Raw genomic sequence first — 23,793 nt, forward strand, 5'->3', positions numbered from 1 at the left:
AGCCCCGCCCCGACCGAGTTGTACCGTCGTGGGGTGTACCGCTTCCTCTGGTCCCGCCAATGGGTGATCCTCACCCTCCTCGGTCTGGTCATGATGCCCACCATGGTCAGACTGGGCTTCTGGCAGCTCCATCGGCACGAGCACCGGGTGGCGAACAACAAGATCATCGCGGCGAGCCTGAAGGCCGCCCCGGTCGAGGTCGAGTCGGTGACACATCCGGGTGCCGTGCTGCCGAAGACCGATCTGTACAAGTCGGTGACGGCGACCGGGCACTTCGACACGGCGCACGAGGTGGTGGCCCGGCACCGGACGGCGGGCAACGACGGCTCGGACGACACGTCGGGCGGCGGCCAGGAGGTCGGCTACCACGTGATCACCCCGCTGGTGCTGGCCGACGGCCGCGCGGTGCTGGTGAACCGGGGCTGGATCTCGCCGGGCAACGACCCGACCGCGTTCCCGAAGATCACGCCGCCGCCGTCCGGCGAAGTGACGGTCACCGGGCGGCTGCGCCCCGACGAGACGACGTCGTCGACGGGCATCCGCAACCGCTCGGGCCTGCCGGACCGGCAGATCATGCTGATCAGCAGCACCGTGGACGCGAAGTACATGCCGCAGACGCTGCTTTCGGGCTACATGGAGCTGGTGTCCATCACGCCGAAGCCCGGTCCGCACCAGCCCGCGCTCATCCCCGAGCCCGACCACAGCAGCATCGGCCCGCACATGGCGTACGCGATCCAGTGGTGGCTGTTCACGGGCATGGTGCCGGTCGGCTGGGTGGTGCTGCTGCGCCGCGAGCGCGCCGAACGGCTCGCGGCCCGCGAGAAGCAGGACAATCCGGAGAGCCCGCAGGAACCCGAGGGCAGCGTTCCGGTAGCGGTCTGACGCTCCGCCCCCGCACGCTACGGAGACGAGGGCCCGGCGCACACCGTGTCCGGGCGAGGCGAGGACCACCGGAAGGCGGCGAGGCGGCACCGTGCCAGGACGTATCGAGGATTACGCGCTCATCGGCGATCTCCAGACCGCCGCGCTGGTGGGCAGGGACGGTTCCATCGACTGGCTGTGCCTGCCCCGCTTCGACTCGGCCGCCTGCTTCGCCGCGCTGCTCGGTGACGAGGGCAACGGCCGCTGGCTGCTGGCGCCGACGGGCGCGCGGACGTGTTCGCACCGCTCGTACCGGGGCGACACGCTGGTGCTCGACACCTTCTGGGAGACCCCGACCGGGACCGTCAAGGTCACCGACTTCATGCCGCAGCGCGACCGGGCGCCCGATGTGATCAGGATCGTCGAGGGCGTGTCGGGCCAGGTCGACATGCGGGCCGAGCTGACGCTGCGGTTCGACTACGGCGCGGTCGTGCCGTGGATGCGGCGCGCCGACGGGCACCGGGTGGCCGTCGCGGGCCCCGACTCGGTCTGGCTGCGCAGCGACCCGCCGGTCCGGGCGTACGGCAAGGACATGCGCACGTACTCCGACTTCACCGTCGCCGAGGGCGACCGGGTCGCGTTCATACTGACCTGGCACCCCTCGCACGAGAAGCGCCCGCGCCGGTTCGACCCGTACGAGGCGCTGGAGCACAGCCTGGCCGACTGGGACGAGTGGTCGGCCCGCTGCCGTTACCAGGGGCCGTGGCGGTCGGCCGTGGTGCGGTCGCTGATCACGCTCAAGGCGCTGACGTACGCGCCCACCGGTGGCATCGCCGCCGCCGCGACCACGTCGCTGCCCGAGGAGATCGGCGGGGTCCGCAACTGGGACTACCGCTACTGCTGGCTGCGTGACGCGGCGCTGACCCTCAACGCCCTGGTGGAGGGCGGCTACCTCCAGGAGGCGGGCGCCTGGCGCGACTGGCTGCTGCGCGCGGTGGCGGGCAACCCGGCCGACCTCCAGATCATGTACGGCATCGGCGGCGAGCGGCGGCTGACGGAGTACGAGGTGCCGTGGCTGCGCGGCTACGAGGGCTCGGCGCCGGTCCGGATCGGCAACGCCGCCGCGGGACAGCTCCAACTCGACGTGTACGGCGAGGTGTTGGACTCGCTGTTCCTGGCACGGGCGGCCGGGATGCGCGACGAGCCGCACGCCTGGAATCTGCAACGCGCCCTGATGGACTTCCTGGAGTCCGCGTGGCACCAGCCGGACGAGGGCATCTGGGAAGTCCGCGGCCCGCGCCGCCACTTCGTGCACTCCAAGGTGATGGCCTGGGTCGCCGCCGACCGCGCGGTGCGGACCGTGGAGGCGCTGCCGCGGCTCAAGGGCGATGTGGCGCTGTGGCGTTCGATGCGCGCCCAGGTGCACGCGGAGGTCTGCGAGAAGGGCTACGACGCGCGGCGCAACACCTTCACGCAGTCCTACGGCTCCGAGGAGCTGGACGCGGCGACGCTGCTCATCCCGCAGGTGGGATTCCTGCCGCCCACCGACCGCCGCGTGATCGGCACGGTGGAGGCGGTCCGCCGCGAACTGGACCTCGGCGGCTTCGTCCGCCGCTACACCCCGGACGCGGTCGGCGTGGACGGACTGCCCGGCTCCGAAGGGGCCTTCCTGGCCTGCTCGTTCTGGCTCGCGGACGCGCTGTACGCGATCGGCCGCCAGGACGAGGCGACCGAACTGTTCGAGCGGCTGCTGACGTTGCGCAACGACGTCGGGCTGCTCGCCGAGGAGTGGGACCCGGTCGCCGGGCGGCTGCTGGGCAACTTCCCGCAGGCGTTCAGCCACGTCGGGCTCGTCAACACCGCGCTCGCCCTGTCGGGCGTGCCTGCCATAAGGGACTGCTGACCATGGATCTCGGACTCGACGGACGGGTGTACGTCCTCACCGGCGCCAGCCGCGGCCTGGGCTTCGCCACGGCCCGCGAACTGGTCGCCGACGGCGCGAAGGTGGTGGTCTCCGGGCGCACGGCGGAGGCGGTGGCCGCCGCGGCCGGGCAACTGGGCGGCCAGGACACGGCGTTGGGCGTCGCCGCAGACAACTCCGCCCCGGACACGGCGCAGCGGCTGCTGACGGCGGCCCGCGAGCGCTTCGGCCGGGTCGACGGGGTGCTGATCAGCGTCGGCGGACCGCCGGCCGGCGCCGCCGCCGACAGCACCGACGAGCAGTGGCTGCGGTCCTTCGAGACGGTGTTCCTGGGCGCGGTGCGGCTGGCCCGCGCCGCCGCGGCCGAGCTGTCGGACGGCGGTGTCATCAGCTTCGTGCTCTCCGGCTCGGTCCGCGAGCCGATCCCCGGCCTCGCCATGTCGAACGGTCTGCGGCCCGGCCTCGCGGGCTTCGCCAAGACCCTCGCCGCCGAGCTGGGGCCGCGCGGCATCCGGGTGGTCGGCCTGCTGCCGTCGCGGATCGACACCGACCGGGTACGGGAGCTGGACGCGCTCGGCGGCGACGAGGCGGCGGCCAGGGCCAGGGCGAGCGCGACGATCCCGCTGCGGCGCTACGGCACGCCCGAGGAGTTCGGCAGGGCCGCGGCCTTCCTGCTCTCGCCCGCCGCGTCGTATCTGACCGGTGTGCTGCTGCCGGTGGACGGCGGCGCCCAGCGCGCCCTGTGACGGGACGCGAAGAGCCCCCACCGACGGCTCGGTGGGGGCTCCGCGAGAGCGGGGCGGGCGGCCGGGTCAGCTGACCCGCGCCGCGCGGTGCCTGACCGCGCGCAGCCGCGCCTCGGCGGGCAGCTTGTCCAGACCGGCCGACGTACGGGCGCGGTGGAGCACCGCGCTGTCGAGACCGGCGACGACCTCGTCCGGGGTGGCGTCGGCCGCCAGGCCCAGCACTATCCGGGCGACCGGTGCGCCGCGCTTGCCGCGCAGCGCCGCTCTGGCCCACTCCACGCCGTCGTACGCCTCGGTCTCCGAGGTCAGCACGTTCTCCACGGCCCGGCCGCGCAGCAGCGCGCCCTGTCCGTCGCCGCTGTCGACCCGGAGCTGGCGCAGCCGCCGGGTGCGGGCCTGGGCGAGCAGCCACCACAGGGCGGCGAGCACGAGCACGCCGAGCACGGCGATGACCACCGGCCACCACCAGCCGTCGGAGCGGTAGCGGGTCCTGTCGTGCGCGGTGAGCAGCACGTCCTTGGGGCCGGTGAAGGGCCACCAGTGCGGCATCGTGAAATTCCACCGGCGTTGCAGGTCGAGCCCGCCGAGCAGCACGGACAGGCCCACGACCAGCAGGACGAGTCCGGTCAGCGCGAGCAGGATCCGGTTCAGTACGGTACGCATCCGCCCGGTCACCCCTTCTTCTCTGCGCGCTGGACATGGACGTGGAGCTGTGGCGGTTTGGCGAGGCCGAGCTGGCGTACGGCGTTGCCCAGCGCGGTCGTCAGGTCCGTGCGCACCGCGTCGAGTTCGCGGAAGTGCGAGGAGCCGTGCGCCGTGATCCGGCGGCGGCCGACCTTGACCCGTACCCAGCGGATGCCCGGTACCTCCATCGCCCGGTCGCGCAGCACCAGTTCGGCCGCGTGCCGGTCGAGTCCGGCGCGGACGCCGTTCTCGCCGCGCCGGGTCATCGGCAGCAGTCCGCGCTCGCCCGGCGTGAGGGCCAGCAGGATCAGCCAGAGGCCGAGCACGGCGGCCACGGCGGCGCCGACGATCACCCAGACGTTGTCCAGGTGGCGGGTGGCCAGCTCGTCGGCGAGCCGGGTCCGCCAGGCCATCGCGCGCCGGTCGGCGCGGACGGCGGCGATGTCGTACAGGAAGAGACCGGCGATCCCGAGGAGCACCGCGGCGGTGATCGCCGCGGGCACCCGGCGTCCGGCCCAGAACCGGCGCGCCTTGACCGGGGTCTGATCCGCGGTCAGGGCGTACGGCTCAAGGGTGCGGGTGGCGGGGTCCGTGAGCGTGTCGCCTCCGGCGAGGACGCCGGGGGTACCGCCCGCGGGGGTCGATCCCGGACCGGACGCCGGGCCGTACCCCGCGCCCGGGCCCTGCTCGGCCGCCGCGTATCCGGACTCCGAGCCGTATTCGGCGCCGCCGTCGTCCCCTTCGGAAGCCTGCCCGGAAGCCTGCCCGGAGCCGTACTCGGAGGCCCCGTATTCCTGGTCCTGAGCGTATTCCGAGCCGTGCTCGGGAGTCCGCCGGGAGCGGTCGTCGTCGGGACCCTGCTCGGGGCCCCGCCGCTCCCCCTGCCCCGGCTCAGCGCCGTCGTTCGGCTTCTTCCAGGGACTCTCGCTGTCGCTCACTGGACCCTTCCCTCGTCCTTGCGGCGGTCGGCGGCCGAGTGCAACCGCTCCACCTCGACCGCGACCTCGGGAACCGACATGCCGGTCAACGCCTCGACGCGGGAGGTGACATGGCTGCGCACCGAGCCGCACACCGAGCCGATGTCGGTGGGGTAGCCCAGTTCAAGGGTGAGCCGCAGCCGCGCGCTGTCCTTGCGGACCGAGACCGAGGCGTGCGGGGAGTGGTCCTTCGGCACCAGTGCGGCGCCCGGCGCGTCCGTCAGGACCTCGCCGGCCGCCTGGGCGGCGATCTTCGCGACCACCCGGTCCGCGATCCGCAGTGCCCCGCGGTCGGCCGCGGGCAGCGGTGCGGGGACGGCTGTCCCCATCAGCGCCGCCGGTCGCGGTCGCGGCCACGGTCACGCGAGCGGAAGAACTCCCCCGGTTCCAGGTCGCCGTCGAGGAATTTGCCCGCCACGAAACCGACCGCGCCGAGCGCCGCCACCAGCAGAAAAGCACCGAACCCGCCGAAATACCCGGCGAATCCGAGCGCCATTCCGACGGCCAGGCCGATCACCGCCATGCTCATCGTCCGCACTCCGTCCCATTGGTCGTGTTGACCATCTCCGTCTGCACTGTCTTGGACCCTTACTGGACCCGTTGCTCACGCTCGTCGTCGTCATCTTCGTCGGGAAGTTTCACGTCGCCCACGGCGACGTTGACCTCGACGACCTCGAGACCGGTCATCCGCTCCACGGCGTTGACCACGTTCTCCCGTACGGCGCGGGCCACTTCGACGATCGACACGCCGTATTCGACGACGATGTCCAGGTCGAGCGCGGTCTGCACCTCGCCGACCTCGGCCTTCACGCCGCGCGACACCGACTTGGTGCCACCGGGCACGCGGTCGCGGACCGCGCCGAAGGTGCGCGACAGGCCGGTGCCCATCGCGTGCACGCCGACCACGTCACGGGCGGCGAGTCCGGCGATCTTCTCCACCACGCCGTCGGCGATCGTCGTGCGGCCGCGCGTGGCCGGGTCGCCGAGCGCTTTGCGCCCGCCCGCGCTGCCCTTGTCCAGGGTCCTGCCCTCGGCCGCTGACGAGCCCTCGGGCTCCGGCCGGTCGTACTGTGCGGTGTCCGTCATCGCGAGTCGTCCCTTCGTATGGGCTGCTCCGTGCCCCACACTATGTGCGCATGCCCCCGCGCGCTGCGGGGAACCGGCGAGAGGGCTGTTCCGACCCCCCAAGAGAGTGGTCGGCCTGCGGAAGGCGATATCTGGTGACCATGGACCGACTGGCCCGGACCGTACGGGAGCAGGTCGCGCTGGGCCGCCTGCTCCCGCTCGGCACCCCCGACGACAACGCCTGGATGACCGAGCGCGCGGCCGTACGCGCGCTGCGGTGGACGAGCGCGGGGCTGTCCGGGGTACGGCTGGGCGGGGTGTCCCTGGCGCTGGCCGAAAGCGGGGGCGAGGCGCCGGAGTCCGGTCCGGTGGGCGCGCTGCCGCACCTGCCGGTACGGATCGAGGCGTCGTTCGAGGCGACCGCCGACGAGCCGCTGCCGCAGGCCGCCGACCGGCTGCGCGACGTGCTGTGGACGACCGCGCGCGACGGGCTCGGCATCGCCGTGACGGAAGTGGACCTCCAGGTCACCGGGTTGCTGGACGGCGACGACGCGCCCGTGAGCGAGCTGGCGGGCGCCGAGGACGCGGAGCCGGACGGCGACGAGGCTCCCGTACCGCTCGACCCCAGTGGCCTCGCGGAAGCCGTGGCAACCGCGGCGCTGACCGTGCCCGGTGTCGTACGGCTGAGCAGGCGGCCGGTCGGCCTCGGCTCCGGTGTGCGGATCCAGGACACGGCGGCGGACCCGGCCGGGGATTCGGCGGGCTCCGACGAGGCGCCGGGCCGCCGCGTCCAGGTGCAGATCGCGGTGTCGCCGGGCCACCGGCCGCTGGAGGTGGCCCGGTCGGTGGCCGCCGCCGTCGCGGTCGCGGCGGCCGAGGGCGCGCCCGGTCCGGTGCGTACCGCCATCGTGGTGACGGACGCGGGCTGATCCCTCCCGCGCCCCGTGAAACGTCCGGCGCGGACGGGCGGCTACTCGCCCACGCCCGCCAGGTCGCGCAGGCGGCGGCCCTGGGCGGCGCGTTCGGCCGCGTACTGCTCCTTCTCGGTGTGGGCGGCGGCGCCGCGCAGCAGGCCCTTGGTCTCGACGACCGCGTCGCGCGGCGGGGCGAGCAGGGCGCCGACCAGGTCGGTGACGGCGGCGTCGAGTTCCGCGGCGGGCACGACGAGGTTGGCCAGGCCGGTGCGCTCGGCCTCGTCGGCGTGCACGAAGCGGCCGGTGGCGCAGATCTCCAGGGCGCGGCCGTATCCGACCAGTTCGACCAGCGGCTTGGTGCCGGTGAGGTCGGGGACCAGGCCCAGACCGGTCTCGCGCATGGCGAACTGCGCGTCGTCCGCGCAGACGCGCAGATCGCAGGCGAGGGCGAGCTGGAAGCCCGCGCCGATGGCGTGGCCCTGGACCGCGGCGACCGTGATCACATCGGTCCGCCGCCACCAGGTGAAGGCGTCCTGGTACGTGGCGATGGCAGCGTCGAGCCCGGCCTCCGAGCCACGCGCGAGGTCGAGGAACGACGGCTCACCGTCGAAGCCCTCGGGCGTGAACGCCTGGCGGTCGAGGCCCGCGGAGAAGGACACGCCCTCACCGCGCAGCACGACGACGCGTACCTGTCCCGGCAGCAACTGGCCCGCCTCGGTCAGGGCACGCCACAGGGCGGGCGACTGAGCGTTGCGCTTGGCCGGATTGCACAGGGTGATGTGCGCGACGGAGTCGTCGACGGCTAGCCGGACTCCGTCACGTTCGAGCAGGATCTTGGCGTCGGGCACTGGGCACCTCCGAGCGGACCGGACTGGATTACCGAAGAGTAACCAACCGGACCCGCCGGACCGCCCCCGGCCCTTGATACTCGCGGAGCCCTCAGGCCGTGGCGGCCTTCTTGCCCCGTGTGGCACCGCCGCGACCGCGCAGGGTCACGCCGGACTCGCTGAGCATCCGGTGCACGAATCCATAGGAGCGGCCGGTCTCTTCGGCCAGCGCCCGGATGCTCGCACCGGAGTCGTACTTCTTCTTCAGGTCTGCCGCGAGCTTCTCGCGCGCGGCGCCGGTCACCCGGCTGCCCTTCTTCAGAGTCTCGGCCACCCGTGCCTCCTCCAGGGAAGTGCGCTATGGACTCTCATGATCACCCCTAAGGGCGTTCCTGGCCACCCATTCGACAAGGTCCATCACGGGACATTCACCGGAGGAATGCCTGGATACGCCGGTGCGAAGGGGCCGGGAGCGGCTTTTCCGGGGCGGCAATTCCGTACGGAGAAGGGTGTGCGGGCAATAGCGGCAGGTCAGCCGTGGTCGGTAAGGAGTTCTCCGACGTCACACCACTGATCACGGCGGCGGTCGCCCGTACCGCGCCCCGTGGGCGCGCGGTACGAGCCGGACTCACGCAGATGAAGGATGATCAGTGGGCCGAATGATCGAATCGACATGATCACTTCGTGCGGGTGCGGGCCTCTGAGCCGCCCCGCGCCCCGCGCGGGGCGGCACCAGGCCGGGCGCCGCCGGGGCTCAGGCCAGCGAGACCAGGTCCTTGTAGTCCTGGCCCCACAGGTCCTCCACGCCGTCCGGCAGCAGGATGATCCGCTCCGGCTGGAGCGCGTCCACGGCGCCCTCGTCGTGGGTGACCAGGACGACCGCGCCGGTGAAGGTGTGCAGCGCGCCCAGGATCTCCTCGCGGCTGGCGGGGTCGAGGTTGTTGGTGGGCTCGTCGAGCAGCAGCACATTGGCGCTGGAGACGACGAGGGAGGCGAGCGCGAGCCGGGTCTTCTCGCCGCCGGAGAGCACCCCGGCGGGCTTGTCGACGTCGTCGCCGGAGAAGAGGAACGAGCCGAGGATCTTGCGGATCTCCACCAGATCGGTGTCGGGCGCGGCCGACCGCATGTTCTCCAGCACGGTGCGGTCCGGGTCGAGCGTCTCGTGCTCCTGCGCGTAGTAGCCGAGCTTGAGGCCGTGTCCGGGCGTCACCTGGCCGGTGTCGGCCTGCTCGACACCGGCCAGCAGGCGCAGCAGCGTGGTCTTGCCCGCGCCGTTCAGACCGAGGATGACGACCCGCGAGCCGCGGTCGATCGCGAGGTCGACGTCGGTGAAGATCTCCAGCGACCCGTACGACTTGGACAGGCCCTCGGCCATCAGCGGAGTCTTGCCGCACGGGGCGGGGTCGGGGAAGCGCAGCTTGGCGACCTTGTCGGAGGCGCGTACCGCCTCCAGGCCGGACAGCAGCTTCTCCGCGCGGCGCGCCATGTTCTGCGCGGCGACCGTCTTGGTGGCCTTGGCACGCATCTTGTCGGCCTGTGAATTCAGGGCGGCGGCTTTCTTCTCCGCATTGGCCCGCTCGCGCTTACGGCGCTTCTCGTCGGCCTCGCGCTGTTGCTGGTAGAGCTTCCAGCCCATGTTGTACACATCGATTTGCGACCGGTTGGCGTCCAGGTAGAAGACCTTGTTCACCACGGTCTCGATGAGGGTGGCATCGTGCGAGATCACGATGAATCCACCGCGGTACGTCTTCAGGTAGTCGCGCAGCCAGGCGATGGAGTCGGCGTCGAGGTGGTTGGTGGGCTCGTCCAGGAGCAGGGTGTCGGCGTCGGAGAAGAGAATCCTGGCCAGTTCGACGCGGCGGCGCTGGCCGCCGGAGAGGGTGTGGAGCTGCTGCCCGAGGATGCGGTCGGGCAGTCCGAGCGCGGCGGCGATGGTGGCGGCCTCGGCCTCGGCGGCGTATCCGCCCTTGGTGAGGAATTCCGTCTCCAGACGCGAGTACTTCTTCATCGCGTTCTCGCGGGTGGCGCCCTTTCCGTTGGCCATCCGCTCCTCGTTCTCCCGCATCTTGCGCAGGACGGTGTCGAGGTCGCGGGCGGACAGGATGCGGTCGCTGGCGAGGGTGTCGAGGTCCCCGGTGCGCGGGTCCTGCGGGAGATAGCCGACCTCGCCGCTGCGGGTGACGGTGCCTGCGGCGGGCTGGCCCTCCCCCGCGAGCACCTTGGTCAGGGTGGTCTTGCCCGCTCCGTTGCGGCCGACCAGGCCGATGCGGTCGCCCTTGGCGACACGGAAGGAGGCGGACTCGATGAGGATGCGGGCGCCGGCGCGCAGCTCAAGGCCGGTGGCAGTGATCACGGGAAAAGCTCCAGGACAGGACGGACGACGGAAACGGGCGCGAGGTCGTACGCCGTGGCTAATCGAGGAATAGAACTGCCATGGGGCTCAGTCTACCGGCGGCCGGCAAACGGTTTACCGCGCCGGGGGGCGCGGGCGTCGCGGGGCCGAGTGCCCCCGCCCCCGGTCAGGGGCGCGCCGGTACCCGGCCACCGGTGCGCCGAAGTGGGGCACATCACACATAATCGGCACATGCGGTTCGACGACGACACTCCGCTCGACACCTCGCAGGTCCAGGACCGGCGGGGCGGTTCGGGCGGCGGCCCCGGCGGGAAGCTGGTGGGCGGCGGAATCGCCGGGCTGCTCGCGGTCGTGATCGGCCTGGTGCTGGGCATCAGCCCCGACCAACTCGGCCTCAGCGGCGGCTCCGACACCGTCTCGGACACGCGCGCGGCCGGCGCCGGTCTGGCGCGGAGCTGTTCGACCGGGCGGGACGCCAACGCGCAGGAGCAGTGCCGGATCGTGGCCGTGGTCAACAGCGTGCAGGCGTACTGGACCGCCGAGTTCAGCCGCCGCGGCGCCGCGTACCGGACCGCGCCGACGGTGTTCTTCGACGCTCCGGTGAGCACCGGCTGCGGTCCGGCCGACCCGCGGACCGGGCCGTTCTACTGCCCCGCGGACCGCAAGGTCTATATCGACTTGAATTTCTTCCAGACGTTGCAGACCCAATTCGGCGCCAAAGGCGGGCCGTTCGCAGAAAGCTATGTCGTCGCGCACGAATACGGCCACCATGTGCAGAATCTGACGGGTGTTCTGAGCGCGGCCCAGGACGGCCGCAGCGGGGCCGACACCGCGTCCGTACGCGTGGAGTTGCAGGCCGACTGCTATGCCGGGCTGTGGGCGAAGAACGCCACCAGGACCCTCAATCCGGCCACCGGCACCTCGTTGATCACGGCGGTGACGCCCGACGACATCGCGCGCGGTCTCGACGCGGCGGCGGCCGTCGGCGACGACACGATCCAGTCGCGGGCGCAGGGGCGGGTGACGCCGGACGCCTGGACGCATGGGTCCGCGGCGCAGCGTCAGCAGTGGTTCACCACCGGGCTGAGGACCGGGGACCTGGCGGCCTGCGACACCTTCGGCTGAGGACCGGCTGGCGGTACGGGTCCCCGCGCGCTGTACGGCGCGGGGGTCGCGTACCGCTCGCGGCGGCTCAGGTCTCGCCGGTGTGGACCTGGAAGGCGGCCCTGCGCATCGCCTTGGCCAGGGCGGGGTCCGGGTGCGCGGCGGCGAGCGCCACGAGCACCTGGACGGTCCTGGGGTGGCCGACGTTGCGGACCTCTTCGAGCAGCCCGGGCACCGAGCCCTGGACGGCGGTCTCCAGGTGGCTGACGAGCAGGTGGTCCTCGCCGTGGTCGGCGACGGCCGCGGCCGTGTCGATCCACAGCCAGGTGGCCTCCTCGCGGGTCAGCAGGCCGGTCGCGGTGTCCGGGTCGCCGCCGTCCAACTCCGCCAGCCACAGCACCGCGTAGGGGCGCAGGGTCGGCTCCTCGACCACGTCGCGGACGGCCGGCTCTGCGGGGTCGCCGACCACGCGCAGCGCCTCGAAGGCGAGGCCGCGCAGCAGGGCGTCGTCGCCGCGCGCGGTGTCCAGCAACTCGCCGACGGCCAGCGCGACCGGGCGGGCGGCCAGCCAGGCGCGGTACTCGGCGCGGGCCGGCCCCGGCGAGAGGCGGGCGCTGGCCCGCAGCATGGTCTCGGCGGACTGCTCCATGTGCCCCGCGGGGCCCTGCGCGGCCACGCAGATCTGCTCCAGCTTGACCCACACCGCCCAGGAACCGATCGCGGTGAGCGTGACCTCGTCGGGGCGCTTGGGGTCGCGGGGGCGCAGCGCGCCGACCCGGGCGACGGCGTCCAGCGTCCAGTCGAGCAGCGCGGGCAGCGGATCGGGGGCGTCGCCCGCGCCGTCGGCGGGCGGTTCGTGCCGCTCGGCGCGCAGTTCCGCGACGCGCTGCCGCAGCAGGTCGAGCAGGGTGTCGATCGGCACCGGCTCGTTGGACAGGTGCAGGAAGGACAGCAACTGCGGTGCGGCCTCGATGACTTCGGCGACCAGCGCCGGGTCGGGACCGGCCTGCGGGCCCGGCAGGAAGGGGTGGGCCAGCGACCAGGCGTCGAAGAGCGCGACCCAGCCGCGCAGCACGGCGGTGTCGTCGGTGTCCCAGGCCCGCAGCCGCCAGCCGGGCCGTGCGGTGCCGCCGTGCAGTTCGATCAGCCCCGACAGCCGCGCCCGGTCCCATGCGGTACGGATCTGCGGCCGGGTCAGGTTGAGCGCCGCTGCGGCCTGCGCGGCGGCGTCGTCGGGCAGTATGCCGGTCGGTCCTGCGGTGCCGGGGCCGGTGCCGGCCCAGCGCGCGAGCCGTGCGGCGTCGGCCAGTTCGGCGCGGGCCAGCCGGGCGAGCTGCGGCAGCGGCGGCGTGCCCTCGGGCGGCCGCGGGGGTCTGGACCGGCGCGTCGTTGCGGTCCGGCGGGCGGCGGTGAGCGGCCGTCGGGGGACAAGGCGGAGCGGAGTGTCTCGCGGGCTACGGGACGTCACTGGAGAAGTCTCTCCGGTGAGCGCCCATAATCCCAAACGGAACCCGGCCCGATGATCTACAAGGGTGCCCCGGAGGCGCTCTTCCGGGCCCCTTCGCGCTCGCGTCGTCGCAGCTCAGCGGGGGTTTCCGGGGCGGCTCTCACCCTGATGGGGCGGTCTTGACACCGGTCACATCAGTGGTGTGAGGAATCGCCGCAACGTCTCCTCGTAGTCCGCCGGGTTGACGTTCCACATCGCCGCGTGCGGCGCGTCGGGCACGGTGTGGAGGGTCACCAAGTCGGCTCGGAGGGCCGCGAGTTCGCGGGAGGCGGCCCACGGGGCGAGGGTGTCGCCCGGTCCGTGCACGAGCAGGGTGGGAACGGTCAGCCGCGCCGGGTCCGCCGCGGCGGCGACCGGCTCGGGGAGCATGCCGGTACGGCCCTCGGCGGCGCGGACGGCGAGCGGCATCAGCGCGTCGGGGACGCCGTTGGACTCGGCGGCGGCGCGGACGGTGGCCTCCCAGTCGAGGACCGGGGAGTCCAGCACCAGGCCGCTGACCCGGTCGCGTACCGGGGACCCGGCCAGCGCGTGCAGGGCCATCGTGGCGCCGGTGGACCAGCCGAAGAGCACCAGCCGCTGGGCGCCGTACTCGACCGCGTACCGCATCGCCGTGTCGAGGTCGCGCCATTCGGTGGCGCCGAGGTGGCCGATGCCGTCGGGGGACGCGGGGGCGCCGGGGTCGTTGCGGTAGGCGAGCAGGAGCTGCGGGAGGCCGTGGGCGTGCAGGGCGGTCGCCACGTTCAGCGGGTGCTCGCGGGTGGCGCCGAGGCCGTGCACCGCGATCACCCAGGTGTCGCGGGCGCCGGGCACGAACCAGGCGGGCAGCGGGCCGAGTTCGCCGCGCAGCAGGACCTCGGTGTGGTCCAGGCCGAGGGCGCTGCCGGGGTCGCCCGCGCACGCCTGCGGGGTCAGCCGGACCCGGGCGCCGGGGGTGAGGGCGCCGCGCTGGACGCTCAGCAGCCGCCGGGTCACCGAGTACGGGGTCAGGTCGAGCACGTCGCCGACGGCGGCGTGCAGATCGTCGCCGGTCAGGCCCCAGACGCCGGGGCGGGCCGAGGACAGGGTGCGGGTGAGCACCACCTGGTCCGCGGTCACGCTGTGCAGCGTCACGTCGCCCTCGGGCACCGGGCCTCTCAGCGACGGCCTCAGGGCGAAGCGGGATCCGTACCGGCCGGCCGCCAGCGCGGCCGTTCCGGCACCCAGCACGGTGGTGGCTGCCATGGCCACCGCGGTTCGGGTACGCATCTCTTCCAGTGTGAGCGCGTCGGCCGAAAGCGGCCAGGCGACGGCGGCGGCCGGGTGACGGACAGGCGAGTGGCGTCCGGGGGGGGCGGACGGCGTGTGCGGGGCGGCCGGGCGCGGCGGGCGCGTGGAGAGGCGTGTGTGGAGACGGTGGAGAAGCGGCGGCCCGAGTCGTCTAGTCGGCGGCCTCCGGCGCGCCCTGCCCGTAGCCGCGCAGCTTTTCCGCGACTTTGGCCAGCTCGCGGCCGGGGAGCGTACGGGGCTCGTGGCCGTTGGCCGATCCGGCCAGCAGCCAGACGCGGCACATCCACTCCAGCTGGGCGGTGTTGTCGTACGCCTTGTCGAGGGTGTCGGCGTACACGAGGGTGCCGTGGTTGCGCATCAGGCAGCCGGTGCGGTCGCGGAGCGCCTTGAGGACGGCGGCGGCCAGCCTCTCACTGCCGTAGGTGGCGTAGTCCGCGACCCTGACCTGGCCGCCGAGGGCCGCCGCCATGTAGTGGATGACGGGCAGCTTGTCGACGAGGGTGGAGACGGCGGTGGCGTGCGCGGCGTGGGTGTGCACGATCGCGCGGGCGTCGGTGGCGCGGTAGACGGCCAGGTGCATGGGCAGTTCGCTGGTCGGCCGCAGCTCCCCCATGAGGCGGCGGCCCGTGAGATCCACCACTACGGCGTCCGCCGGGCCGAGCCGGTCGTAGGGGACGCCGGTCGGGGTGACCAGCACGAGATCGCCGACGCGGGCCGAGACATTGCCCGAGGTGCCGACCACCAGCCCGTCGGCGACCGTGCGCCGGGCGGTGTCCACCACGTCCGACCAAGCCTTCTCCAAGGAGTCCTGCACACGGGCATTATCACCGCCCGGCCCCCGGCGGGCGCGGATCGCCTCCCCGAGGGGTCCGATCGGCCGGATCGGCTCGATACTGACTGAGGCCGCCCGACCGCTCCGGCACCACAAAGCCGCCGTCAGTTCATCTTCCGTTCATCCGCTCTCCGTACGGTCGCCTCGCCACTGTCCGATCAAACGAATGCCTGGGTACATGGAACACATCACGCTCCTGATCGGAATCGTGATCGTCACCGCACTCGTGTTCGACTTCACGAACGGTTTCCACGACACCGCCAACGCGATGGCCACCACCATCTCGACCGGCGCACTCAAGCCAAAGACGGCGGTGGCCATGTCCGCCGTGCTCAACCTCGTCGGCGCCTTCCTCTCGGTGGAGGTCGCCAAGACCATCTCCGGCGGCATCATCGACGAGTCCTCCGGCATCAGACCGGAAGTGATCTTCGCCGGGCTCGTCGGCGCGATCGTCTGGAATCTGCTCACCTGGCTGGCCGGACTCCCGTCCAGTTCCTCGCACGCCCTGTTCGGCGGCCTCATCGGCGCCACCCTCGTCTCGGTCGGCACCCACGGTGTGCACGGCGAGGCGGTCGTCATGAAGGTGCTCATCCCGGCCGTCGCCGCGCCGATCGTGGCCGGTCTCGCCGCCACGCTCGCCACCCGGCTCACCTACCGGATCGGCCGCCACGCCGACCCCGAGGCCACCTCGAAGGGCTACCGGGCGGGCCAGATCGCCTCCGCGGGCCTGGTCTCGCTCGCGCACGGCACGAACGACGCGCAGAAGACGATGGGCGTCATCACGCTGGCGCTGATCACCGGCGGCGTCGTCGCCCCGCACGCCGACCCGCCGCTGTGGGTCATCGTCTCGGCGGGCAGCGCCATCGCGCTCGGTACGTACATCGGCGGCTGGCGGATCATCCGCACGATGGGCAAGGGCATCACCGACATCCAGCCGCAGCAGGGCTTCGCCGCCCAGACCGGCGCCGCGGCCACCATCCTCGCCTCCTCGCACCTCGGCTTCGCGCTGTCCACCACGCAGGTCTGCTCCGGCTCCGTGATGGGCGCGGGCCTCGGCCGCAAGGGCGCGGTGGTCCGCTGGAGCACCGCGGGCCGCATGGTCGCCGCGTGGGGGCTCACGCTGCCCGCCGCCGGCCTGGTCGCGGCCGGCGCCGCGCTGCTGGCCGACGAGGGCACCTGGGGCGTCACCGCCGTGGCGGTCCTCGGCCTGGCCGTGTGCGCGGTCATCCGTACGGCGTCGCGCCGCAAGCCGGTCACGCACGCCAACGTCAACGACCTGGACGGCGACCCGGCCGCCGGTCCGGACGCGGCGGTCGAGCCGCAGGGCGCGGTCACCGCGGCCATCGCGGCCGTCATCCCGCCGCCCGCCGGGACCGTCGCGCCCGGCGCCCCCTCCGACACCGTTCCCGGCGCACCCGCCACGGCCTGACCTGCCCCTCCCCCGCGCCTCCCCGCTCTACCTCAAGGACCCAGGGACCCCCTCATGAGCATCGACTGGCACGCGCTCGGCACGGTCTTCGGCGTCACCCTCGTGGCGACCGTGGGCCTGGTCGGCCTGTTCACCCTCGGCATCGTCGGCCTCACCAAGCACGGCTCCGCTCCGGCGTCCGACTCCGGCTCCGGCTCCCCCGCCGCATCCGGGTCCGGCTCCGTTTCGCACGGGGGCGCCCTGCTCGCCCGGACCGGCGGCTACGCCTGCTTCGCCGTGTGCGCCGCGGCGGTCTCGTACGGCATCTATCTGATCGTGGCCTGAACTCACGGGTTTCGGCGGCGGATGTGGACCTCGCCACACTCCGTCTTCCCAGGTCAACGGTGAGTTGACCTGCCTGCGCGCACGTGGTGGACTGCGGAGGCCATGCGGCGGCAGGAGAGGAAGTCCGGTGCGAATCCGGCGCGGTCCCGCCACTGTCACCGGGGAGTGCACTCCCAACCCGTACGTCACGGCCGGAAATCCGGTTGGAAGGCCGGGAGTGCGTAGATCCGGGAGCCAGGAGACTCTCACCGCCGGTCACGTCGAACCAGGGCGCGGACCCTGAGTGAGGACCTCTGCCATGCCCGGCTGCGCTCGACTCGTCACGGACCACCGCACGCAGGTGCGCACAAGTACGCCACCCTGTCCGGCACTTCACCTGGACGGCGTGGACGCGGGCTGAACCGGTGCGTGCCGATCGCGTGTTCGCGTACGGCGCCGCACTCGGCTTTCTCGGCGATCTCGTCGCGGGCGACCCGCGTCGCGGCCATCCGGTCGCGGTGTTCGGGCGCGCGGCGGGCGCGTTGGAGCGCCGGATGTGGCGTGACGACCGGGGCAGTGGGGCGGCGTACGCCGTGCTGTGCGCCGGGGGTGCGGTGGGTGCCGCCGCGCTGGCCGACCGGGCCGTACGGTCCTCTGTCGCGCTCCGCGTCGCGCTGACCGCCGCCACCACCTGGTCGGTGCTGGGCGGGACGTCACTGGCCCGTGAGGCGCGGGCCGTCGCCGCCGCGCTCGACGCCGGGGACATCGAGGCGGCGCGCGCCCGGCTGCCGCACCTGTGCGGACGCGACCCGCATTCCCTGGACGCGGCGGGGATCGCGCGCGCCGTGGTCGAGTCGGTCGCGGAGAACACCTCGGACGCGGTCGTCGGGGCCCTGGTGTGGGGCGCGTGGGGCGGGGTGCCGGGGCTGGTCGGCTTCCGCGCCGTCAACACGCTCGACGCGATGGTCGGTCACCGGTCGCCGCGCCACCTGCGGTTCGGCTGGACCGCCGCGCGGCTGGACGACGTCGTCGGCTACCCCGGCGCCCGCCTCACCGCCGCGCTCGCCGTCCTCGCCGGGCCCTCGCCGCGTACCGCCCTGCGCGTCTGGCGCCGGGACGCCGCCGCGCACCCCAGCCCCAACGCGGGACCCGTGGAAGCCGCCTTCGCCGGCGCCCTGCGCCTGCGTCTCGGCGGCACCCTCTCCTACGCGGGCCGCACCGAACACCGCGCCGTCCTGGGCGCCGAACACCCGGCCCCGGCCCCGGCCGACATCGCGCGGGCCGTCCGGCTGTCGCGGCGGGTCTCGGCCGCCGCGGCGGCGCTCTGCGTCCTGACGGCGGCGATACGGGGCGGCTCGGCGCCGGGCCACGGCCGACCGGGGGAACGGCCCTTCGGGGGACGTGCCGTCGGCGTGGGGGTACGTCCGCCGCGGCGGCGGGACGCACGAGGGTGGAGTCCGACGGTGTCGCGCCGGGCGCGGTCCCTCTCCGGCGCCGGGGGGACCTCGTGACGGCCCTCGGGGGCGGCCTGTTGGTCGCCGGGACGACCTCGGACGCGGGCAAGTCCGTGGTGACGGCGGGGATCTGCCGGTGGCTGGTGCGACAGGGCATACGCGTGGCCCCCTTCAAGGGGCAGAACATGTCGCTGAACTCGTTCGTGACGCGGGAGGGCGCCGAGATCGGCCGGGCACAGGCGATGCAGGCGCAGGCCGCCCGCGTGGAGCCGTCGGCGCTGATGAATCCGGTGCTGCTCAAGCCGGGCGGCGACCGCAGCAGCCAGGTCGTGGTCCTGGGCAAGGCCGTAGGCGAACTGAGCGCGCGCGGCTACCACGGCGGACGGCAGGCCGATCTGCTGGGCACGGTCACCGGCTGCCTCGAAGAGCTGCGCGGCCGGTACGACGCGGTGATCTGCGAGGGCGCGGGCAGCCCGGCCGAGATCAATCTGCGCAGGACCGACATCGTGAACATGGGCGTGGCCCGCGCGGCCGGACTGCCGGTGGTCGTGGTCGGCGACATCGACCGCGGCGGCGTCTTCGCTTCCTTCTTCGGGACGACGGCGCTGCTCGCGCCCGAGGACCAGGCGCTGGTCGCGGGCTATCTGGTCAACAAATTCCGCGGTGACGTCTCGCTGCTCCGGCCGGGTCTGGACATGCTGCACAAGCTGACCGGCCGGCCGACGCTCGGCGTGCTGCCGTTCGCCCACGGCCTGGGCATCGACGAGGAGGACGGGCTGGGGGTCCCCCGGGGCGGAGTTCGGGGGAGCGTGTCGCCGCGCGCCGCCCATGAATCGGTGGTCGCGCCGCCGCACGGCGCGGAGTTGCTGCGGGTCGCGGTGGTCGCCGTACCGCTGATGTCGAACTTCACGGACGTGGACGCGCTCGCGGCGGAGCCGGGGGTGGTGGTGCGGTTCGTGGACCGGGCCGAGGAGTTGGCGGACGCCGACCTCGTGGTGCTGCCGGGCACGCGCGGCACCGTGCGGGCGCTGGAGTGGCTGCGTGAGCGCGGCCTGGCCGACGCCGTCGTACGGCGGGCCGCCGAGGGGCGTCCGGTGCTGGGTGTCTGCGGCGGTTTCCAGATGCTGGCCGACCGCATCGAGGACGACGTCGAGTCGCGGGCGGGCTCGGTCCCCGGTCTTGGCCTGCTGCCGGTCCGGGTGCGCTTCGCCGCCGCGAAGACGCTGGCCAGGCCGGTCGGGACGGCGTACGGGGAGCGCGTCGAGGGCTATGAGATCCACCACGGGGTGGCCGAAGTCCTGGGCGGTGACGAGGAGTTCCTCGACGGCTGCCGGGTCGGCGCGGTGTGGGGCACGCACTGGCACGGCTCGTTGGAGAGCGACGGTTTCCGCCGGGCGTTCCTGCGACGGGTGGCCGCCGCCGCCGGGCGGCGCTTCGTCCCGGCGCCCGACACGTCCTTCGGGGCGCTGCGCGAGGCGCAGTTGGACCGGCTGGGCGATCTGATCGAGGAGCACGCGGACACCGGCGCGCTGCTGCGGCTGATCGAGCAGGGGCCGCCGCCCGACCTGCCGTTCGTGCCGCCGGGCGCGCCGTGAACGGCAACCGGGACGACGGCCGGGGCAACGGCCGGGGCAACAGCCGGGACAACGGCAGGAACGACGGCCGGGGCGGCACCCGTAAGGACTTCTCCGGGGCGGCCGGCCGCAGACCCACCCGTTCCCCCGCCGGGGAACGGGACGTGACGATGACGATGGGGCACACGTGAGCACCGTTCTGCTGCTGTCCACCGCCGACACCGACCTGTTGGCGGCCCGCGCCGCCGACTCGTCCGCCGTCTCCTACCGGATCGGCAACCCCTCCCGCGTCGATCCGGCGGCCGAACTGCCCGCGCTGCTGGACGGCGTGGACATCGCGGTGGTCCGGCTGCTCGGCGGCCGACGGGTCTGGGAGGAGGGGCTCGCGGCGCTCGCGGCCTCCGGGGTGCCGACGGTGCTGCTGGGCGGCGAGTCGGTGCCGGACGCGGAGCTGATGGCGCTGTCGTCGGTCCCCGCGGGTGTCGTCGCGGAGGCGCTGCGCTATCTGGTCGAGGGCGGCCCGGAGAATCTGACGGAGCTGGCCCGCTTCCTGTCCGACACGGTGCTGATGAGCGGCGAGGGCTTCGAGGCGCCCCGCCGGATGCCCGAGTACGGCGTGCACGGCGCGTACGCGTACGACGAGGCCCTGCCGACCGTCGCCGTCCTCTTCTACCGGGCGCACGAACTGTCGGGGAACACCGCGTTCGTGGACACGCTGTGCGAGGCGGTCGAGGCGAAGGGCGCCAACGCCCTTCCGGTGTACTGCGGTTCGCTGCGCAGCGCCGACGAGGGGCTGTACGCGCTGCTCGGGCGGGCCGACGCGATCGTGGCGACCGTGCTGGCGGCGGGCGGCACCGTCGCGTCCGAGGCGACGGCGGGCGGGGACGACGAGGCGTGGGACATCGGCGCGTTGGCGGACCTGGACGTGCCGGTGCTCCAGGGTTTGTGCCTGACCTCGTCGCGCGAGGCGTGGCTGGGGTCGGACGCGGCGCTGACGCCGATGGACGCGGCGATGCAGGTGGCGATCCCCGAATTCGACGGGCGGCTGATCACCGTGCCGTTCTCGTTCAAGGAGACCGGCGAGGGCGATGTGCCGGTCTACGCGGCCGATCCGGAGCGGGCGGCGCGGGTCGCCGGTATCGCGGTCCGGCACGCGGCGCTGAAGTACAAGGCGAACGCCGACAAGCGGCTCGCGCTGGTCTTCACCGCCTACCCGACCAAGCACTCCCGGGTCGGCAACGCGGTCGGCCTCGACACCCCCGCCTCCGCCGTACGGCTGCTGGACGCGCTGCGCGAGGCGGGATACGTGACCGGTGAATACCCTTCCGGGGGCGACGAGTTGATCCACCGGCTGATCGCGGCTGGCGGTCACGACGTGGAGTGGCTGACGGAGGATCAGCTCTCGGCGGCGCCCGCGCGCGTGCCGCTGGCCGACTACGAGAAGTGGTTCGCGACGCTCGACGCCGACCTGCGGGCCGGGATGCTGGAGCACTGGGGCGAGCCGCCGGGCTCCCTCTACCTCGACGGCGACGACATCGTGCTGGCGTCCCTGCGGTTCGGCAATGTCGTCATCATGATCCAGCCGCCGCGCGGCTTCGGCGAGAACCCGATCGCGATCTACCACGACCCCGACATGCCGCCGTCCCACCACTACATGGCCGCGTACCGCTGGCTGGAGACGGCGACCGCCGAGGGCGGTTTCGGCGCCGACGCGATCGTGCACCTGGGCAAGCACGGCACGATGGAGTGGCTGCCCGGCAAGGGCCTCGGGCTGTCGGCGGGCTGCGCGCCGGACGCCGTCCTCGGCGAACTCCCCCTGGTCTACCCCTTCATCGTCAACGACCCCGGCGAGGGCACCCAGGCCAAGCGGCGCGGCCACGCCACCGTCGTGGACCACCTCGTGCCGCCGATGGCCCGCGCCGACACGTACGGCGACCTCGCGAAGCTGGAGCAACTCCTCGACGAGTACGCCCTGGTGAACGATCTCGACCCGGCCAAGGCCCCGGCGGTCCGCAGCCAGATCTGGACCCTGGTGCGCGCCGCCGAACTCCACCACGACCTGCACGTGGACGAGCAGCCGGAGGAGGACGACTTCAACGACTTCGTGCTGCATGTCGACGGCTGGCTCTGCGAGATCAAGGACGTGCAGATCAGGGACGGTCTGCACATCCTGGGCGGCGGGCCGGTGGGCGAGGCCAGGACCAATCTGGTCCTCGCCGTGCTGCGCTCCTCGCAGGTGTGGGGCGGGGTCGGCGGCGCGCTGCCGGGGCTGCGGGCCGCGCTCGCGCTCTCCTTCGGCCTGGTGGAGAAGACGCTGCTCGCCGAGCCCGGCGCCCGCGTGGAGCTGCCGTCCGCGCTCACCTCGCTCGCGTCCGGCCCCGCGCGGACCGCCTCCGACGCCGTCGACCTGCTGGAGCAGCTCGCGCGGCGGCTCGCGGAGGCGATGGAGGCCGCCGACTGGCACCGTGACGCCGCCGCCGGGGTGGTCGCGCAGGTGCTGGGCGACCACGAAGTGCCGGACGCGGTAAGGGTGTTGGAATTCGCCGCCCGCGAGGTCGCGCCGCGCCTGGCCCGTACGACCGACGAGATCGACCACATCCTGCGGGCGCTGCGCGGCGGTTACGTACCGGCCGGGCCTTCCGGGTCGCCGACCCGCGGCCTGGTCAACGTCCTGCCGACCGGCCGCAATTTCTACTCCGTCGACCCCAAGGCCATTCCGTCCAGGCTCGCTTGGGACGTCGGCACGGCGCTCGCCGACTCGCTGCTGGCCCGGCACCTCGCCGACACCGGCGCGTATCCGCAGTCCGTGGGCCTCACCGTGTGGGGCACGTCGTGCATGCGCACCCAGGGCGACGACATCGCCGAGATCCTGGCGCTGCTCGGCTGCCGCCCGCTGTGGGACGACGCGTCCCGGCGGGTCACCGGCTTCGAGGTCGTCGGCGCCCAGGAGTTGGGGCGGCCCCGGATCGACGTCACCGTCCGCATCTCCGGCTTCTTCCGCGACGCCTTTCCGCACGTCGTCGCCCTCGTGGACGACGCGGTGCGGGCCGTCGCGGAGTTGGACGAGCCCGCCGACGTCAACTACGTACGCGCCCACGCCGACGAGGACTTCGCCGAGCACGGGGACCGGCGGCGCGCCACCGCCCGCATCTTCGGCTCCAAGCCCGGTGCCTACGGGGCCGGGCTGCTGCCGCTGATCGACGCCCGCAACTGGCGTTCCGACGCCGACCTCGCCGAGGTCTACGCCGTCTGGGGCGGTTACGCCTACGGCCGCGGTCTCGACGGGCGGGCCGCCCGCGGTGACATGGAGGCCGCCTTCCGCCGTATCCAGGTCGCCGCCAAGAACGTCGACACCCGTGAGCACGACCTTGTCGACGCCGACGACTACTTCCAGTACCACGGGGGCATGGTCGCCATGGTCCGGCATCTGACCGGCGACTCCCCGCGGGCCTATGTCGGCGACTCCGCGCTCACGGACCAGGTCCGCACGCGGACCCTCGGTGAGGAGACGCACCGGGTGTTCCGGGCGCGGGTCGTCAATCCCCGCTGGATGGCCGCGATGCGGCGGCACGGGTACAAGGGGGCTTTCGAGATGGCGGCGACCGTCGATTATCTCTTCGGGTACGACGCCACGGCGGGGGTGGTGGACGACTGGATGTACGAGAAGCTCGCCACCGAGTACGTCTTCGACGCGGAGAACCAAGAATTCATGCGGAAGTCCAATCCCTGGGCTCTGCGGGGGATTTCGGAGCGGCTGCTCGAAGCGGCCGAGCGGGGGCTGTGGTCCGCCCCCGACCCCGAGACCCTGGAGCGCCTGCGCTCCACCTATCTCGACCTCGAGGGTGACCTGGAGGGCGACGCGTGACCCCCACCGCCACCGCTACGCCTGCGGCGGGCCTTCTCCCCCACCCCGCCCCTCCCCGAAACCGGCGGCAAGCCCCCGTCCCCCCTGTCCTCAATCGCCGGACAGGCTCGT

Annotated in this window: 21 protein-coding genes, 1 pseudogene and 1 riboswitch; of the genes and pseudogenes, 11 read left to right on the plus strand and 11 right to left on the minus strand. The window is 73.3% G+C overall.

All coding sequences use genetic code 11. From position 1 onward, the window contains the following. Positions 1–33: 33 nt before the first annotated feature. From ABZX65_RS02730 to ABZX65_RS02740, 3 genes are all read left to right on the plus strand, one after another. Positions 34–882: an SURF1 family protein gene (locus ABZX65_RS02730; protein ID WP_355333702.1), complete on the plus strand. Its 849-nt coding sequence runs from the start codon at positions 34–36 to the stop codon at positions 880–882. Between the two features lie 91 nt (positions 883–973). Continuing rightward, positions 974–2,764 carry a glycoside hydrolase family 15 protein gene (locus ABZX65_RS02735; RefSeq protein ID WP_355333705.1) on the plus strand — a complete coding sequence of 597 codons (1,791 nt, stop codon included), beginning with the start codon at positions 974–976 and terminating at the stop codon, positions 2,762–2,764. Between the two features lie 2 nt (positions 2,765–2,766). Beyond that, positions 2,767–3,528, plus strand: a complete 762-nt coding sequence (locus tag ABZX65_RS02740; RefSeq protein ID WP_355333708.1) for an SDR family oxidoreductase — start codon at positions 2,767–2,769, stop codon at positions 3,526–3,528. Positions 3,529–3,594: 66 nt separating this feature from the next. Here the strand turns inward: ABZX65_RS02740 and amaP are convergent, their stop codons facing one another. The 5 genes and pseudogenes from amaP to ABZX65_RS02765 all read right to left on the minus strand — a co-directional run bounded on the left by amaP (position 3,595) and on the right by ABZX65_RS02765 (position 6,275). Then, positions 3,595–4,191 carry an alkaline shock response membrane anchor protein AmaP gene (gene amaP, locus ABZX65_RS02745; protein ID WP_355333711.1) on the minus strand — a complete coding sequence of 199 codons (597 nt, stop codon included), beginning with the start codon at positions 4,189–4,191 and terminating at the stop codon, positions 3,595–3,597. Positions 4,192–4,199: 8 nt separating this feature from the next. Further along, positions 4,200–4,745, minus strand: a pseudogene (locus ABZX65_RS02750) (DUF6286 domain-containing protein); the annotation flags it as partial. Positions 4,746–5,146: 401 nt separating this feature from the next. Beyond that, positions 5,147–5,518 (minus strand): Asp23/Gls24 family envelope stress response protein, encoded by a 372-nt coding sequence (locus ABZX65_RS02755; protein WP_355333713.1) that lies wholly within the window; start codon positions 5,516–5,518, stop codon positions 5,147–5,149. Continuing rightward, entirely contained in the window at positions 5,518–5,718 is a 201-nt protein-coding gene (locus ABZX65_RS02760) for a hypothetical protein (protein WP_188281874.1), read from the minus strand. The genes ABZX65_RS02755 and ABZX65_RS02760 overlap by 1 nt, the downstream gene beginning before the upstream one ends. 59 nt (positions 5,719–5,777) lie before the next feature. Beyond that, positions 5,778–6,275 (minus strand): Asp23/Gls24 family envelope stress response protein, encoded by a 498-nt coding sequence (locus ABZX65_RS02765; RefSeq protein ID WP_355333717.1) that lies wholly within the window; start codon positions 6,273–6,275, stop codon positions 5,778–5,780. A gap of 134 nt (positions 6,276–6,409) precedes the next feature. On the opposite strand from ABZX65_RS02765, the gene ABZX65_RS02770 reads away from it, so the two are divergent. Beyond that, positions 6,410–7,183 carry a nucleopolyhedrovirus P10 family protein gene (locus ABZX65_RS02770; RefSeq protein ID WP_355333719.1) on the plus strand — a complete coding sequence of 258 codons (774 nt, stop codon included), beginning with the start codon at positions 6,410–6,412 and terminating at the stop codon, positions 7,181–7,183. Between the two features lie 41 nt (positions 7,184–7,224). On the opposite strand, the gene ABZX65_RS02775 is transcribed toward ABZX65_RS02770, so the two are convergent. The 3 genes from ABZX65_RS02775 to ABZX65_RS02785 all read right to left on the minus strand — a co-directional run bounded on the left by ABZX65_RS02775 (position 7,225) and on the right by ABZX65_RS02785 (position 10,348). Beyond that, complete coding sequence (locus tag ABZX65_RS02775; protein WP_355333722.1) at positions 7,225–8,016, minus strand: enoyl-CoA hydratase/isomerase family protein; 792 nt, start codon at positions 8,014–8,016, stop codon at positions 7,225–7,227. A 91-nt stretch (positions 8,017–8,107) separates the two neighbouring features. Then, positions 8,108–8,329 (minus strand): helix-turn-helix domain-containing protein, encoded by a 222-nt coding sequence (locus tag ABZX65_RS02780; RefSeq protein ID WP_188281871.1) that lies wholly within the window; start codon positions 8,327–8,329, stop codon positions 8,108–8,110. A gap of 420 nt (positions 8,330–8,749) precedes the next feature. Next, on the minus strand, positions 8,750–10,348 hold the full coding sequence (locus ABZX65_RS02785) for an ABC-F family ATP-binding cassette domain-containing protein (protein WP_355333726.1): 1,599 nt from the start codon (positions 10,346–10,348) through the stop codon (positions 8,750–8,752). 231 nt (positions 10,349–10,579) lie between these two features. Between ABZX65_RS02785 and ABZX65_RS02790 the strand changes: the two genes are divergently transcribed. Beyond that, a complete protein-coding gene (locus tag ABZX65_RS02790; protein WP_355333729.1) occupies positions 10,580–11,473 on the plus strand; it encodes a neutral zinc metallopeptidase in 894 nt (297 codons plus the stop codon). A 67-nt stretch (positions 11,474–11,540) separates the two neighbouring features. On the opposite strand, the gene ABZX65_RS02795 is transcribed toward ABZX65_RS02790, so the two are convergent. From ABZX65_RS02795 to ABZX65_RS02805, 3 genes are all read right to left on the minus strand, one after another. After that, a complete protein-coding gene (locus ABZX65_RS02795; RefSeq protein ID WP_355333732.1) occupies positions 11,541–12,920 on the minus strand; it encodes a hypothetical protein in 1,380 nt (459 codons plus the stop codon). Positions 12,921–13,088: 168 nt separating this feature from the next. Then, positions 13,089–14,204, minus strand: a complete 1,116-nt coding sequence (locus ABZX65_RS02800) for a prolyl oligopeptidase family serine peptidase (RefSeq protein ID WP_355333734.1) — start codon at positions 14,202–14,204, stop codon at positions 13,089–13,091. 172 nt (positions 14,205–14,376) lie between these two features. Then, complete coding sequence (locus ABZX65_RS02805) at positions 14,377–15,039, minus strand: class II aldolase/adducin family protein (RefSeq protein ID WP_355333737.1); 663 nt, start codon at positions 15,037–15,039, stop codon at positions 14,377–14,379. Positions 15,040–15,235: 196 nt separating this feature from the next. Between ABZX65_RS02805 and ABZX65_RS02810 the strand changes: the two genes are divergently transcribed. The 6 genes from ABZX65_RS02810 to cobN all read left to right on the plus strand — a co-directional run bounded on the left by ABZX65_RS02810 (position 15,236) and on the right by cobN (position 23,682). Then, positions 15,236–16,486, plus strand: coding sequence for an inorganic phosphate transporter (locus ABZX65_RS02810; RefSeq protein ID WP_355333739.1), 1,251 nt, complete (start codon positions 15,236–15,238; stop codon positions 16,484–16,486). Positions 16,487–16,540: 54 nt separating this feature from the next. Beyond that, positions 16,541–16,810, plus strand: a complete 270-nt coding sequence (locus ABZX65_RS02815; protein ID WP_355333741.1) for a hypothetical protein — start codon at positions 16,541–16,543, stop codon at positions 16,808–16,810. A 115-nt stretch (positions 16,811–16,925) separates the two neighbouring features. Further along, a riboswitch (cobalamin riboswitch) is annotated at positions 16,926–17,055 on the plus strand. A gap of 159 nt (positions 17,056–17,214) precedes the next feature. Further along, complete coding sequence (locus tag ABZX65_RS02820) at positions 17,215–18,300, plus strand: cobalamin biosynthesis protein (protein WP_355333743.1); 1,086 nt, start codon at positions 17,215–17,217, stop codon at positions 18,298–18,300. Further along, positions 18,297–19,838, plus strand: coding sequence for a cobyric acid synthase (locus tag ABZX65_RS02825; protein ID WP_355333746.1), 1,542 nt, complete (start codon positions 18,297–18,299; stop codon positions 19,836–19,838). Before ABZX65_RS02820 ends, ABZX65_RS02825 begins: the two co-directional genes overlap by 4 nt. Continuing rightward, entirely contained in the window at positions 19,835–20,008 is a 174-nt protein-coding gene (locus tag ABZX65_RS02830) for a hypothetical protein (RefSeq protein WP_355333748.1), read from the plus strand. Before ABZX65_RS02825 ends, ABZX65_RS02830 begins: the two co-directional genes overlap by 4 nt. After that, complete coding sequence (gene cobN, locus ABZX65_RS02835) at positions 20,005–23,682, plus strand: cobaltochelatase subunit CobN (RefSeq protein ID WP_355333751.1); 3,678 nt, start codon at positions 20,005–20,007, stop codon at positions 23,680–23,682. Before ABZX65_RS02830 ends, cobN begins: the two co-directional genes overlap by 4 nt. Positions 23,683–23,793: the final 111 nt, after the last annotated feature.

It is taken from the genome of Streptomyces sp. NPDC003300 (assembly GCF_040610915.1).
GTDB lineage: Bacteria > Actinomycetota > Actinomycetes > Streptomycetales > Streptomycetaceae > Actinacidiphila.